Source organism: Roseibium sp. (assembly GCF_965232425.1).
Classification (GTDB): Bacteria; Pseudomonadota; Alphaproteobacteria; order Rhizobiales; family Stappiaceae; genus Roseibium.
The window spans coordinates 5,122,999-5,137,242 of the sequence record NZ_OZ246971.1; the positions used below are offsets into that span (position 1 = coordinate 5,122,999).

Annotated in this window: 14 protein-coding genes; 9 read left to right on the forward strand and 5 right to left on the reverse strand. The window is 60.4% G+C overall.

The window, feature by feature from the left end; genetic code table 11:
• Positions 1–9: 9 nt before the first annotated feature.
• Both ACO08A_RS23400 and ACO08A_RS23405 read left to right on the forward strand, forming a co-directional pair.
• Positions 10–1,470, forward strand: a complete 1,461-nt coding sequence (locus ACO08A_RS23400) for a DegQ family serine endoprotease (protein WP_422038303.1) — start codon at positions 10–12, stop codon at positions 1,468–1,470.
• A gap of 7 nt (positions 1,471–1,477) precedes the next feature.
• On the forward strand, positions 1,478–2,782 hold the full coding sequence (locus tag ACO08A_RS23405) for a replication-associated recombination protein A (protein WP_421983442.1): 1,305 nt from the start codon (positions 1,478–1,480) through the stop codon (positions 2,780–2,782).
• A 43-nt stretch (positions 2,783–2,825) separates the two neighbouring features.
• Here the strand turns inward: ACO08A_RS23405 and ACO08A_RS23410 are convergent, their stop codons facing one another.
• Positions 2,826–3,197: a nuclear transport factor 2 family protein gene (locus ACO08A_RS23410; RefSeq protein ID WP_422038304.1), complete on the reverse strand. Its 372-nt coding sequence runs from the start codon at positions 3,195–3,197 to the stop codon at positions 2,826–2,828.
• A gap of 279 nt (positions 3,198–3,476) precedes the next feature.
• Between ACO08A_RS23410 and ACO08A_RS23415 the strand changes: the two genes are divergently transcribed.
• The 5 genes from ACO08A_RS23415 (at position 3,477) to ACO08A_RS23435 (ending at position 8,862) form a co-directional block, all read left to right on the forward strand.
• Positions 3,477–5,867: a patatin-like protein gene (locus ACO08A_RS23415; protein WP_422038305.1), complete on the forward strand. Its 2,391-nt coding sequence runs from the start codon at positions 3,477–3,479 to the stop codon at positions 5,865–5,867.
• A gap of 124 nt (positions 5,868–5,991) precedes the next feature.
• The gene (locus ACO08A_RS23420; protein ID WP_422038306.1) at positions 5,992–6,501 is read left to right on the forward strand and encodes a hypothetical protein; all 510 of its coding nucleotides are present in this window, start codon (positions 5,992–5,994) and stop codon (positions 6,499–6,501) included.
• Between the two features lie 47 nt (positions 6,502–6,548).
• On the forward strand, positions 6,549–7,109 hold the full coding sequence (locus ACO08A_RS23425; RefSeq protein WP_422038307.1) for a hypothetical protein: 561 nt from the start codon (positions 6,549–6,551) through the stop codon (positions 7,107–7,109).
• Positions 7,110–7,340: 231 nt separating this feature from the next.
• Positions 7,341–7,724 (forward strand): fluoride efflux transporter CrcB, encoded by a 384-nt coding sequence (gene crcB / locus ACO08A_RS23430; protein ID WP_421983439.1) that lies wholly within the window; start codon positions 7,341–7,343, stop codon positions 7,722–7,724.
• Positions 7,725–7,842: 118 nt separating this feature from the next.
• Entirely contained in the window at positions 7,843–8,862 is a 1,020-nt protein-coding gene (locus ACO08A_RS23435) for an RluA family pseudouridine synthase (protein WP_422038308.1), read from the forward strand.
• A 29-nt stretch (positions 8,863–8,891) separates the two neighbouring features.
• Here ACO08A_RS23435 and ACO08A_RS23440 read toward each other — a convergent pair whose 3' ends face one another.
• From ACO08A_RS23440 to ACO08A_RS23450, 3 genes are all read right to left on the reverse strand, one after another.
• Positions 8,892–9,380 (reverse strand): AAA family ATPase, encoded by a 489-nt coding sequence (locus tag ACO08A_RS23440; RefSeq protein ID WP_422038309.1) that lies wholly within the window; start codon positions 9,378–9,380, stop codon positions 8,892–8,894.
• A 58-nt stretch (positions 9,381–9,438) separates the two neighbouring features.
• Positions 9,439–9,609 carry a hypothetical protein gene (locus tag ACO08A_RS23445; RefSeq protein ID WP_319382481.1) on the reverse strand — a complete coding sequence of 57 codons (171 nt, stop codon included), beginning with the start codon at positions 9,607–9,609 and terminating at the stop codon, positions 9,439–9,441.
• A gap of 70 nt (positions 9,610–9,679) precedes the next feature.
• The gene (locus ACO08A_RS23450; protein WP_422038310.1) at positions 9,680–10,822 is read right to left on the reverse strand and encodes a DUF2778 domain-containing protein; all 1,143 of its coding nucleotides are present in this window, start codon (positions 10,820–10,822) and stop codon (positions 9,680–9,682) included.
• A gap of 422 nt (positions 10,823–11,244) precedes the next feature.
• Between ACO08A_RS23450 and ACO08A_RS23455 the strand changes: the two genes are divergently transcribed.
• Both ACO08A_RS23455 and ACO08A_RS23460 read left to right on the forward strand, forming a co-directional pair.
• Positions 11,245–11,925, forward strand: a complete 681-nt coding sequence (locus ACO08A_RS23455; RefSeq protein ID WP_422038311.1) for an HAD-IA family hydrolase — start codon at positions 11,245–11,247, stop codon at positions 11,923–11,925.
• Positions 11,925–12,698 (forward strand): ATP12 family chaperone protein, encoded by a 774-nt coding sequence (locus tag ACO08A_RS23460; protein WP_422038312.1) that lies wholly within the window; start codon positions 11,925–11,927, stop codon positions 12,696–12,698. Before ACO08A_RS23455 ends, ACO08A_RS23460 begins: the two co-directional genes overlap by 1 nt.
• Positions 12,699–12,771: 73 nt before the next feature.
• Here the strand turns inward: ACO08A_RS23460 and mgtE are convergent, their stop codons facing one another.
• Positions 12,772–14,193: a magnesium transporter gene (mgtE, locus tag ACO08A_RS23465; protein ID WP_422038313.1), complete on the reverse strand. Its 1,422-nt coding sequence runs from the start codon at positions 14,191–14,193 to the stop codon at positions 12,772–12,774.
• Positions 14,194–14,244 lie beyond the last annotated feature (51 nt).

Sequence of the window (14,244 nt, forward strand, 5' to 3'; positions counted from 1 at the left end):
GGCTCGACAATGCGTCTGACCAATTCAAACAGATTCCGACCGTTGTGCCGTATTCTGCTTGCAGCCCTGACCGGCATCCTGGCGACCGCGAGTTTTGCCCAGTCGGTCGATCCGTCGCCCGCGGACCTGAGGCTGGTGCCGCAGAGCGAGGCGCAGATCAAGCTGTCCTTCGCGCCCGTGGCGAAACAGGTCGCCCCGGCCGTCGTGAATGTCTATGCCAGCCGGAAGGTGGTTCAGCGCCAGCGCGTCTCGCCGTTTTTCGAAGATCCGTTTTTCCGCCGGTTCTTCGGACAGCCGGGTGCCGGCAACAGCCGTCCGCGTGAGCGGGTCGAATCGTCGCTCGGGTCCGGAGTGATCATCTCCGCCGAGGGCACCGTGATCACCAACCACCACGTCATCAAGGGCGCGGATGCCGTGCGCGTCGCGCTCAGCGATCGCCGGGAATTCGACGCGGACATCGTGCTGATGGACGAGCGCACGGATCTTGCAGTGCTCAAGATCCGCGAAGAAGGACCGTTCGAGCATGTGAGCTTTGCCGATTCCGACAGCCTTGAAGTCGGCGATATCGTTCTGGCGGTCGGCAACCCGTTCGGTGTCGGTCAGACGGTCACACAGGGCATTGTTTCCGCGCTTGCCCGAACGCAGGTCGGTGTGACCGACTTCCAGTTCTTCATCCAGACGGACGCTGCCATCAATCCCGGTAATTCCGGCGGTGCGCTGGTTGACATGTCCGGCAATCTTGTCGGCATCAACACGGCGATTTTCTCCCGCTCGGGCGGATCGAACGGCATCGGGTTCGCCATCCCCGCGCACATGGCCCGCTTTGTCGCCCAGGCGGCGGATCAGGGCGGCAAGGTGCGTCGTCCGTGGCTCGGGGCGACGGTCCAGATGGTCAACGCGGAAATTGCCGAAGCTCTTTCGCTCGACCGTCCGCAAGGCGTTCTCGTCACGGCCGTGTTCGACGGGTCTCCGGCACATGAAGCCGGGCTCGAGGTCAGCGATCTGGTTGTCGAGATCGAAGGCAAGGAAGTCGTTGATCCCAATTCCTTCGGCTACCGGTTTGCCACGAAAATGATCGGTGAGACATCCCGGTTCCTGATTGTCCGGGACGGGCAGGAGGTGTCGCTCTCGGTGCCGCTGGTGCCCGCACCCGAGACCGTACCGCGCGACACGCGCGAGCTGCGCGAGTATTCACCCTTCGAGGGCGTCACCGTCATGAACCTGTCTCCGGCCGTCGCCGAGGAGCTCGGCCTGGACGGTGGGGTTTTCGAAGGGGTTGTGATCGCAGCGGTTGACCGCCGCGGAGCGGCCAACCAGGTGGGCATGCGCCCGGGCGATATCATCCGTGCGGTCAACGAGAGAAAGGTAGAATCCACCCGCATGCTAGAGGTGATCACCAAGACGCCGCCACGTGTCTGGGTTCTCGAGATTGAGCGCAACGGCAAGGTTTCGAAGCTGGAAGTGAGATAGGACGCCCGTGAGCGATCTCTTCGAAGCCTCCGGTCTTGCGCAATCCGGTCCGCGTCCGCTGGCGGACCGCTTGCGTCCGGCGCGTCTTGCCGACGTCGTGGGGCAGGATCATCTTCTGGGGACCGAAGGCACGCTCTCGCGGATGCTCAAGACGCGGACGCTGGGTTCGCTGATCTTCTGGGGGCCGCCCGGAACCGGCAAAACGACGATCGCACGGCTGCTCGCGAACGAGACGGATCTTGCCTTCGAACAGATTTCGGCGATCTTCTCCGGCGTTGCGGACCTGAAGAAAGTGTTCGAGGCGGCCCGCGCCAGACGGATGGGCGGCCGTTCGACGCTGCTCTTCGTTGACGAGATACACCGCTTCAACCGTGCCCAGCAGGACAGCTTTCTTCCCGTGATGGAGGACGGCACCATCACGCTAGTCGGCGCGACAACGGAAAACCCGTCCTTCGAGCTCAATGCCGCGCTGCTCTCGCGTTCGCATGTGATGACATTCCACTCCCTGTCGCTGGAGGCGCTGGAAGCGCTGCTTGCGCGCGCCGAACAGACGGAAGACAAGAAGCTGCCGCTCGATGAAGAGGCCCGGCAGGTGCTGATCCGCATGGCGGACGGCGATGGGCGCTCAGCCCTGACGCTCGCCGAAGATGTCTGGCGGGCGGCCGCGGAAGACGAGGTCTTCGACGCGGAGCGGCTGCAGGAGATCGTGCAGCGCCGCGCGCCGATCTACGACAAGAGTGCCGACGGCCACTACAATCTGATCTCCGCATTGCACAAGTCGGTCCGAGGCTCCGATCCGGATGCGGCGCTCTACTGGTTCTGCCGCATGCTGGATGGCGGCGAAGACCCGATGTACCTGGCGCGCCGCCTGATCCGCATGGCGGTGGAAGATATCGGTCTTGCCGATCCGAATGCACTTGTCCAGACCAACGCCGCCCGCGATGCCTACCAGATGCTGGGCTCGCCGGAAGGGGAGCTGGCGCTCGCGCAGGCCGTGATCTATGTGGCGACGGCGCCAAAGTCCAACGGGGCCTATGTCGCCTATAAGGCGGCCATGCGCGATGCGAAATCGAGCGGCTCCCTGCTTCCCCCGAAACATATCCTGAACGCACCCACGAAACTGATGAAGGAAGAGGGCTACGGCGCCGGCTACCAGTATGATCACGACGCGCCCGACGGATTTTCCGGACAGGATTATTTTCCCGAGCAGCTTGGCCGGCAAACCTATTACGATCCGCCGGAACGCGGTTTTGAAAGAGATCTGCGCAAGCGGCTCGAATACTGGAGCAAGTTGCGGCGGGAGCGGAGCTGAGCCGGCAAGCGCGATCTTCAGCCTTCGAGAGACGAGGCGTGGATCAGGACCCTGTCCGTTCGGGAGGGGCTCCAAAGAAGCCGACGATTTCCTGAAGGCGGCCGTCCTTCGCGATTGAACCGAAATCGACACCATCGATCTTCACGATGCCCTCTGCCGTAATCAGCTGCCATTTGAAGTAAATGCGGGAATTGTGCTCGCTCGCACCGCTGATGAGTTCAATGCGGGCGCCCGGCATGTGTGCATGAAACTCACCAATGTAGCCCGACAATTGCTCGCGTCCGTGAGCTGCTCCGGCCGGATCCAGGTATTGCCCGCCGTCGCTCCAGCAGCGCGCGAGCAATTCGAGGCGCTTTCCCGGGTCGGCTTCGTTCCAGGCGGCGACGTATGATGTGAGCGCTTGCTGAAGATCCAAGACCGATGTCCTCCGGAGTGGAAAATGGGAGTGTAGCGCGCTTTCGGATCGTGCGGGAGCGCTTGATGGAACCAGTGCAACTCATATCCAAGGTGCGACGGTCAGGTGCGCTCGGGACCTGAACGGTCAATGCCACTACACATTTTCCGCGCGCAAGCGTGATCAGGTATGATCGCTGTGCATGCGTGATTTGCTTTGTTTGGCCCGTTTCATCGCCATCTAAGGAATATGGCAATTTTTTCCTGATAGACCGTTTGTAACAATCCGGCTGGCAGTTTCATGAAGGAAATCGAACTCAGACTTGCACTCGTGCTTTATGGCGGTGTTTCGCTCGCCATCTACATGCACGGGGTGAGCCGGGAAATCCTGAACCTCGTACGTGCCTCCAGCTACCGGCTGGACAGGAACGGCGGAGCGGCCGAGCCGATTGGCGCCCGCGAACTGCAGCCCGCCCAGAGTGCCTACCAGAACCTGCTCGACCTGCTTTCCGGCGTTGCCGATATCCGTGTCGTGGTCGATGCCATCGCCGGTGCGTCTGCCGGGGGTGTCAATGGCATCATGCTGGCGCGCGCCATTGCGCATGACCTTCCGTTGGAAAGCCATAGCGAGATGTGGCTGGAAAATGCCGATGTGACGCGGCTGTCGCGGCCCCAGTCCGGCCTGTCGCGCTATCTGAAACTGTCGATCTCACCGGTTCTCGACCAGCTCATATCCGCGCGGCTCGACAAGCAGATCAAGAATGACGAGACACGGGACAAGCTTCGGCAATTCATGCAGGCGAGATGGTTCTCGCCGCCCTTTTCAGGTGAGCGTTTCATCGGCTGGATGCTTGACGCCTGCCGCAAGATGGAAAATGGCAAAACCGCAGAACACACTCTCATTCCACGTGGACAGACGCTGGACCTGTTTGTCACGATCACGGACTACAACGGGATCAAGCGGCGGATCCTGCTCGACGATCCGGCTTTTGTCGAAGAGTGGGATCACCGGCGCATTTTGAAGTTTCACGCGGTTCACCGCACCAAAGGACATGTCGACAGCCAGTTCGATGCCGACAACATTCCCGAGCTGGTCTTCACGGCCCGGGCGACCTCATCATTTCCGGGCGCATTCCCGCCTGCAACGGTCGCAGAAATGGATCGCGCGCTTGCCAGGCACGATTTTGACTGGCCGGAACGTGACACGTTTCTGAGCCGGGAACTCTGCCTGACGCCGGACCGGACGGCGCAGCATTGTTTTGTCGACGGGAGCGTGGTCATGAACAAGCCGTTCGCGCCCGTCATCGAGGTGATTGAAGAGCGGCCCGCGGCACGCGAAGTGGCAAGGCGGCTGATCTACGTCGATCCGGCTCCGGTCGACATGAGCGAAGGCGGCGACAGGCCGATGGAGCTTCCGGGTTTCTTCAGGGTTATCCTGGCCTCGCTGGCGCACATACCCAGAAACGAGCCGATCGGCGACGACCTGAAGGAACTGGAGCAGAACAACCGGCGCAGCCGCTGGCTGGCCCAGTTGATCGATGCTACCGGCCCGGTCGTCGAACAGGCGGTGTCCAGGCTCTTGCCGACGTGGCGTGCGATCACCGCCGACATCCTGTCAAAGTGCCGGCGCGATGCGACGAATACCGCTTTCGAACAGGCCGGTTTTGCGTTTCTGAACTACCAGTCCCTCAAACTGCACGCGCTTGCCGAACGGCTGGCCGGGCTTTCGAACAGGCTGTCCGGCGCCGTTGATCTCCAGGCGCGGGAGGAGGCCGCTCTTTCCGTTTTCTCAAATCATTTCAATCGGCTTGCGACCGAAAGCAAGGATGGCCTTGGAAGAACCGATCCGCATATCGTTTCGCTGCTGCGCGGCCTCGACGTCGACTACCGCATTCGCCGCCTGCGCTTTGCCATCCGGAAACTCAACGGGTTTTACCAGCCGGGTACCGCCTCGTCGCTGCCGGCGCCGGATGCAGGCGCGCTGGACCATCTGAAAGGGCTTCTCTACGAACAGATCGATCACCTTGGCTGGCGCTGGACGGAGACATTTTTCGGTGGGAAAAGCAAAGAGGTGTCCGAGGCGTTTCTTGCCGCAAGTGCGTCCGGTCAGTGTGACCTGGAGACCCATGTCGAGCCGCTTCTCGCCAACCTGACGAAGATGATGGGTCTCGTCGATCTCGACCGGCTTCATGACGAATTGTTCGCGGAAACCGCGCGCGACCTTCTCGACAAGGACCGGCACATGTCCCTGCTGAGGTCTTATGTCGGCTTCGGCTTTTACGATCTGATCACGTTCCCGGTGCTGCAACGGAACGACTTTTCGGAAGTGACCGAAATCCTCGTGGATCGCATCAGCCCGAGGGACGCCGCGAGCCTCTACACGGAAGGTTTCGAGCTGAAGGGCAAGGCACTCAATTCCTTCGGTGCGTTCTTCAACAGAAGCTGGCGCGAGCACGACTATCTCTGGGGCCGCCTCAATGCAGCCGACAGGCTGGTTAGTATCGTCCTGTCCGCAGCAGGGGCGACAACGCTGCCCCAGCCTCAGGTCAATCAGGCAAGGGCCCAGATCTTTCTGGCGATCCTGGAAGAAGAACGGGACAAGCTTCAGGCGATCCCCGACGAGATCGAACGCGTCGATGATCTGATCCGGTCGATCTATCCCGATTTTGCGCATGTGGCGGAGGAGGTTTGAAGGGCGCCGCCGATTCTTCATGTCTTTGTTGTCAAAATAGTGTTTGAAACTCCAGATTACTGATTATTATCCAGTAGAGTTTTCCTCGGTGATTCAAAAATAAAATTCCGACTGGAGTATATTTATGTTCAAATTGCTTTTGGCTCTATTTTCTGTTTTCTGCATTCTTTTTTCAAATCCCTCCATAGCAGCAAAGCTCACGATAGAAGCAGCTAACAACGGACAGGAAATCAGCCGATCAGAACTTAAGGAATACAAGAAGACATTTTGCGAGGCGGCGCGTTCAGGCAAGGTTCCAGATGGTTGGAGAAAGATAAATGGAAACGCAATCCGGAGGGCTCTGAAGGGCAAGACCATGAGAACGACTTTTCTCAGCGGCAACAATTGCGTGATTTATTTTGCCTTTTACAACGACGGTGACGTCAAGCGGCTCTATCGAAAGTGCAGTCGCAGTACCGATTCCGGCAAGTATCGGATCTTCAACAACAAAATCAAGGTGCTGAACATCGTGTACGATGTTTATTCGAACGGCTCCATGTTCGTCTTTGCGCGTCAATACAACGGCAAGTGGCGTGGCCAGATTTTCAAGGCCGGGCGGAAAATCACCTTCTCTGAGGAAGAAGCATTCAAGTGAAACTGATTTTCTTGCCACGGCCCGGCTTCAACCAGTGACAATCTGCGATGCTGCTCACCATTGATCATGTCATGTTTCCGGTCTATCTCGGCGACCAACTCCTTGATGAGGTGGAGTGGACTTGGAAGGACAGAGGCTACGGCAAGGTTTTCCGTGAAGCTGAGCGATCGGAGTTTCTGCCGCTTTATTGCCAGAGCAACCAGTTCTATGTCGAATACCTGTCGAACCGGTCCACCTTTTCATACTGGAGCAATGCAGTCTTCGTCGTGGTGCCCAAGCAATTCTGGGAATACTACAAAGAACCGGCTCTTTTGTCGGAGCACTTTCTGATCCCTTATTTCGGGTCCGGATATCAGCTGGTAAGCCCCGACTTTCCACACCTGAACAGCAAGCTGAGCGGTGGAACGGATGAAGGGTTCCGGCTACTTGTCTCTCCAGATCTCTACAAGGTCCTGTCGCGCGTCGCCGATCAGGAATGGACGCTACCTGATCACATAGAACCGCATAGCGATCTGAAACATATGCACGATATGGCAGTTCTGGATGCAGAGGGACGGCTTGTCGCGCCACTTTATGAGGCTAATCCTGCGCTGAAAGGTTACTTCTGACCCCGATACGAATGCGATTCACCTGAACCTTACAGGTAGGGCTTGGTCCTGCGCTTCTCTCTAAGTAGTGTTGACTCCGGCGCGGGGCTTTTCGATGAAGCAATGCCTATGAATACCTCGATCTGGAGGCGAACCGTCCTTCACGTACCTGCCCTTGTTTGACAAGTTGGGACGGAGAACCTGGCTCCCAGACAGATCGGGGAGCGGGTGTTTGAAAGAGACGGAGACAGTTTGAAACATCTTCTTCTTGTGATGCTGGGCGGAGCGTTTGGGGCAGGGGCAAGGCACCTCGTGGCCCTTGCCAGCCTGCGTCTGTTCGGGACCGGATTTCCCGTCGGAACGCTGACCGTCAACGTTGTCGGGTCGCTCGTGATGGGACTTCTGATCGGCTGGCTCGTGAAGTCCGATTTTCAGCATGTCCAGACGGTCCGGTATTTCGTCGCGACCGGTGTTCTGGGAGGTTTTACGACCTTCTCCGCCTTCTCGCTCGATACCTCGGTTCTGTGGGAGCGCGGCGACACGTTTCTGGCGATGGTCTATGTGGTGGCCTCGGTGCTGCTGTCCATCGCGGCGGTGTTCGGCGGCCTTGCCATCGCGCGTCAGGTGGTATCCTAAGTTTCCCTTCCAATTCGCCCGGATTGCGCCTATACGCAGCGGAACGAAATCCGCCCGGGGCTTGAAACATCCCGGTTGACAGTGGTCCAGCCGGACCGCCAACGGTTCCGAGAACAAGATGTCCGCGATTGAACAGAAAAAAGTGACCGCCGACGAAGCGGGCATGCGCCTCGACCGTTGGTTCAAGACCCACTATCCGGGCCTCGGCTTCGGCCGTCTGCAGAAGCTGTTGCGCACCGGCCAGGTCCGCATCGACGGCAAGCGGGCGGATGCCAGCACGCGTATCGCCAAGGGACAAATGGTTCGGATCCCGCCGCTCGGCGTCGAACTCCCGGCGGATGACCGCAAGAATGCCAAGCCCAAATCCACGAAACTGATTGCCGATGACCGGAAAGCCATCGAGGAGATGCTGCTTTTCGAAGACAATCAGGTGATGGTGCTCAACAAGCCGGCCGGTCTGGCCGTGCAGGGCGGCTCAGGGCTCAAGCGGCATCTGGACGGCATGCTGGAGGCGTTCACCGACCGCAAGGGCAACAAACCGCGCCTGGTGCACCGCCTGGACCGGGAAACGTCCGGGATCATCCTGGTCGCGCGGACACGGCAGGCGGCGCAGGAACTGACCAAGGCGTTCCGGCATCGCAACACGCGCAAGATCTACTGGACCATGCTTGCAGGCGTTCCCAAGCCGAAGCAGGGCCGCATTTCAACCTTTCTGGCGCGCAGCGAGGGCGAGGAACGGATGCGGGTGACCCGTCAGGGCGACGACGATGCCCAGCACGCCGTTTCGCTCTATTCCGTGTTCGAGCAATCCGCCCAGAAACTCTCCTGGGTGACCATGAAACCGGTCACGGGGCGAACCCACCAGCTTCGGGCGCATGCTGCCCATATCGGCCATCCGATCATCGGCGACGACAAGTATTTCAACATCGAGAACTGGGAACTGCCCGGCGGTATCCAGAACCGGCTGCATCTGCTGGCACGCCGTATCGTCATTCCGCACCCGTCGGGCCACGGCATGATCGACGTCTCCGCTCCGCTGCCGCCGCACATGCAGCAGACCTGGAACCTGCTCGGTTTCGATGCCGGCGACTACGATCCGGAAGCGGACGATCCGGATGAGACGCTGATCAGGCGGTGAATGCCGGAACGATCAGGTGATCAGCTCCGTTACGATGTGTGCACGCGGATCGTGAAACCCTCCGCTTCGGTGGGGGGCTGGAAGTGCCTGCTGACGCGGTCGAACTGGTCGTCGGACACCTGGAATTCGTGTTCGCCGGACGCATTGCGTTCTTTCAGCCGCGCCTTGCAGACATCGTCGCTGACATCGATGAGGTGAAGCAGATGTGCGCTTCCTGCCGTTTCGAACACCCGCCGCATCCACAGCCGGTACGCGATCGTGTTCGCCGGAAAGTCGAGAACGACGGAAAGCCCGGCCCGCAGGAGTTCGACGATATGCGGCTCCAGCGTTGTGCGCAGCTTCTCAGAAAACTTGACGTAGTCGGCGAGGGTCTGCATCTGCTCGCCGTATAGTTCGGAGAGCCAGAAGTCTTCGCGGATCAGGATCGTATCCGGCGCTTCCGCAAGGCGGCGTGCCAAGGTCGATTTGCCGGCGGCTATCTTGCCGCAAATCAGGTGAAGGGTGGCTTGTTCGCCCATGTGTCGCTGCCTTTGGAGGAATTCAACCTGCTTGCGAGGATGGCACTTCCCCGCGGACCTAAAGACCCTGGAACAGAGCGCTGACGATGACGGATACAACCGTCACCGCGACAACCCCGGCGACGAATTTCCAGGCATCGGAGCGTTTCTTGAGACCCGGCCAGCCGAGCGGTTTGATCACCTGGATGGCGGCGATCAGGATCAGGAAAACGGCCAGTATCTTGGTCAAGGACATGCTCCGGACGGGACTTCGGTGTCTTTAGCCAATCTGCCGCGCGAGAGCAAGCCGTCTCCGGGCGCTAGGCGTCGGTGCCCCGGTTGAGCTTCGCCATGTATTTCGGCAGTTTCTCCATCGAGGGGACCACGATGATTTTCTTCACCTTGCCGGCTTTGAAGGCTTTCAGGAACTTGTTGTAGTCCTTGAAGGCGACACAGCCATGAGAGCCATTGGAACGGCGGAGCAGGGGGCTGTGCGCCAGCATGCCGTCGCGGCCCTTCATGGCGGCCAGATCCCGCGGCAGCATGCGGATGGCCTCGACACCGTGGAAACGGCGTTCACGCATTCTCAGGTCGTAGATGTTGGGCGGGGTCGGTCCAAGGTTCCTGACATGCGCGTATTTCGGATTGTCCTTCCGGTGACCGATGCCCGAGTGAGCCTCAAGCTTGGTTCCGTCCGGCATGTGCACGACGGCGGCGCTGATGTCGTAGACCGCAATGCCGCTTCCGCGGCCCGGAAGACCGCCCTTCAGACCGTTGAAGATCTTGCCCAGTCCGCCGAAGCCGCTCTTGCTCTCTTCCTCGGGAACACCGGGTGTGGCATAGGCGAGAATGGGGGTCGGGGCTTGTGAGACCTCTGCATCCGGTTGGGTCCGCACCGCCACCGAACGTGCGGGCGGCTGCGGTTTGACGCCCGGTACACGCACCGTTGCAACCGCTGCAACAGGTGCCGGCTGTGCGAGGGCCAACCGTGCCGCCGCTTCGACGCGCTCTGCGCGCGCAATGGCCAGATGCTGGGCAAACCTGAGATGGGCGAGCTTGGCCGCTAGCTTGAACTTCGCAACTTTCTTCACGCGCTCAGTCTGCAGCGCCGCTGCCGTGTTCGAGAACATCAGACCACGTGCGGGTGCGGACGGCTCTGCGATATTGCCGGTCTCCCGAACGCTGCCTGTTTCCGGACCCTTGCCCGGAGCCGGGGCGTCAGACGCCGCCGATTGCGTTACGGCCGGACCCGGCACCGCCGGAACGGCAAGTGCCAGAACCTTCTGATCGGATCCGATGTCGCCAGCGCGATTGGAGAAGGAGAAAAGAGTTGGACCGTTTATGGTCACTGTGACGGCAGTTGCCGCCAGAACGACGGCGACGCCGAGTGCGCGCAGCGGAAACTTCCGCCTTGTCCTTTCTTTCCGGAGCCCCGGGGATTTCTGCTGTTCGATCTCTTGCATTCCGGCAATACCATCCCAAGCGCCGCAGCGATGACACTGCGATCCAAAACTGTCCGGATTTGGTGACAATCTGTCCCAAACGACTGCGTCCAACCACCTGCACGAGTATCCGCGGGTATGGTAACCGGAGGGTTTACGAACATGGTTAACAGAACCTTGCGGGTCGTACGGGCTCCGAAAACCACCAGAAAACGGCAAATTTCAGGCACATCGGCTCCAAACGATCGACCTGGTAAGAGCCTGCCGGAGCGCAGGCGCGGACGCGGGCCCCTGCCAGCGCTCTGGTCGTTCCGCCAATTGACCATCTTTGCGTGGAAACGAGGGAAGGGGGCGGCAGGCCCCTCAACCCAAGAAATGACCCTTGACCCGGACCGGAAAACCCTGCACATGCGGGCCTTGGCTGAACAGGCGCAGGTTTCCTCATGTATCTGATCATCTTTGATGTCGACGGCACGCTGGTCGACAGTCAGAACACCATTTTCCATGGACTTCAGGTCGGGTTCGAAGCCGTCGGATTGCCCATGCCGGACCGCAAGACAGCGCTGTCCATCGTGGGCAGGTCTCTGGAAGAGGCGTTTTCTGATCTTGTCGGCGAGGCGCATCGTGAGAAGGTGCCCGCGATGGCGGAGGCCTACCGACAGGCCAAGTGGGCGCGGCGCGCGGAGGGGCTGGAGATCGATCCGCTCTATCCAGGTGCGCGGGCGGCCGTCGAGCGGTTGCATGCGCGGGACGCATTTCTGCTCGGTATCGCGACCGGCAAAGCCCTGCGGGGCGTCAAACACATGCAGGATACGCAGGGGCTCCACGGAAAGTTCGCGACGATCCAGACCGCCGATACGTCCCCTTCCAAGCCGCATCCCGACATGATCGAACGGGCCCTGTCGGAAACCGGCGTGTTGCCTGAGAGGTCAGTCATGATCGGAGATACCGCGTTTGACATGGCCATGGCCAAGTCGGCCGGCATAGGGACGATCGGCGTGACATGGGGATATCACGACCACTCCAGGCTCGCAGCGGAGGGTGCCGACAGGATCATTCACGGTTTCGACGAGTTGGATGAAGCGCTGGCCCAAGTTCTGAATTTTGACAAGGAAACAGTCTGATGCGTGATTTTCTTGAAACCTTGCATGAAGAGGCGGTCAAAGATCCGGAGCAGCGGGCGCGCGAACTTTCGAAACGCGAACTGCCGAGGCGCTTCTACAAGGAGGCCACCTACGCCGAAACGGATGGCGGCTATGTGATCCATCTCGACGGGAGACCGGTGAAAACACCCGGCAAGGCGGGACTCAGCCTGCCGAACGAAAGGCTGGCGGCCGGTGTCGCCGCTGAGTGGGAAGCCCAGGTAAAGGAAATCAACCCGGCAACGATGCCGCTTACCAGGATTACCAATTCGGCGCTGGACGCGGTGAGTGTGCGCGCGGAGGAAGTGCTGGACGACATCGTCAGCTTCGCCGGCAACGACGCCCTGTGTTATCGCGCCGATGATCCGCAGAGCCTTGTCGACACGCAGCGCGCGCTTTGGGATCCGGTTGTCGATTGGGCCGGTGATCTCCTGGGCGGCCGGTTTGTGCTGATTGAAGGCGTGATACATGCCGCCCAGCCGGATGAGCTTCTTGCATCCTACAAGGACCGCCTCGCGGATGAAACGGCGCTGCGTCTGGCCGCACTTCATACGATCACCAGCCTGACGGGTTCGGCGCTTCTTGCTCTTGGGCTGCGCGAAGGCGAGGTCGACGCGGATGCAGCCTGGACCGCGGCCCATGTGGAAGAGGATCACAATATCGAACGCTGGGGCGAGGACGCGGAAGCCGCGCAGACCCGCGCTTACAAGCGGACCGAATTCGATGCGGCGGTTCTGATCCTGCAGACCACCTGACGGTTCCGGGACAATGATTGTCTGCCGTTGCAGCGGCGGTGCATGGAAGCCGGTCGGCTACCTGGCTCAAATTTCACGCCATGTAGAACGAGGTTGCCATCAGGAAGAAGATCAGGACGCCGAGGACGTCGTTTGACGAGGTGATGAAGACGCCGATGGCCATGGCCGGATCGATGCCGACCTTGTCCAGAATAATGGGCACCGTCGCGCCGACCATCGCCGCCAGCGTGGTGACGCAAAGGAGCGACAGCGATGTCGCCAGCGCCAGCCGTTCCGGTGCTTCGAGCGGCACGATGAAAGAGGCCACAAGGACCAGGATCCCCAGCAGGGTCCCGGCAACGGCACCATTGATCAGGGCCGCGAAGAACTCCTTCAACAGCCGGAAGACGATGTCGCCGGACCAGAGCGCGCCGGTGGCGATCCCCTGAACGGCAACCGCTGAGGCCTGGAGACCGGCGTTTCCGGCCATCGACATGGTCACGGGAATGAAGGCGGCGAGGATCGCCGCCTCGGCCAGCTGGTCTTCGTAGGAGCCGACGACGGTCGCCGCCACGCTGGCCCCGACGAGCCCGGCGAGCAACCAGGGAAGGCGTCCGCGAACGATCCGGAAAACCGTGTCGTCCGAGCGGGCTTCGCCGGAGACACCGCTCATCAGCAGCATGTCCTCGTTGGCTTCGTCCGCGGCGATCCGGGTCAGCTGCTTGGGGGTGATCCGCCCGATCAGGTAACCTTCGCCGGTGACAACGGGAACCGTGCGCATGTCCCGTTTGCGAGCCAGGCGCAGCACCTCTTCCTGGTCGGTGTCGGTGGAGACGGCAATGACATCCCGGTTCATGATATCCCTGAGCAGGACATCATGCTGCGCAAGCAGCAGTTTTCCGACTTCAACGGTCCCGGTCAGTTTTCCGCCCGCATCGGTAACGTAGACGGTGAAGATCCTGCGGATACGGTCGGCTTCATTACGCATCTGCTCGACGGCCTCGCCGGCCGTGCAGTCTTCGCGCAGCGCCACGAACTTGCGCGCCATGACGCGGCCGGCGGTATCGTCGGCGTAGGTGCCCCGGGTCGCGATATCCTCCACATCGGGGAGCCGGGCAATCAATTCATCGGCGACATCGTCGGGAAACTCGTTGAGTATCTCTGTCGCGTCTTCCGGGTCCAGGCCGGCAAGAATGTCGCGGAACTGATCGAGGGTCGATTCCTCCATCAGGAGCGACCGGAACTCGGGTCTGAGTTCCGCAACGACCTTGATGGAAGGGTTTGCCGGCAGCCACTGGAAGAGCTTGCGCGCCTGTTTCAGCCGCAATCGCGTCAGCAGCTGCATGACGTCGATCGGATCCCAGCGCTTCAGAAGTTCGACAATCTGGTTGCGCTTGCCCGCCTTGATCATGTCCCGGACGGCTTTCAGAGCCAAGTCGTTCGCCTCAAGCGGTTCCTGCGAGGTTTCCCGTGTCCAGGTGAGGGGGTCGAGTTCGCTCGCGGTGCCGCTGCTCATGAAGACTTACTCCGGGTCGATCGGTCCGCTTCTAATGCCGGTTTGTGACGC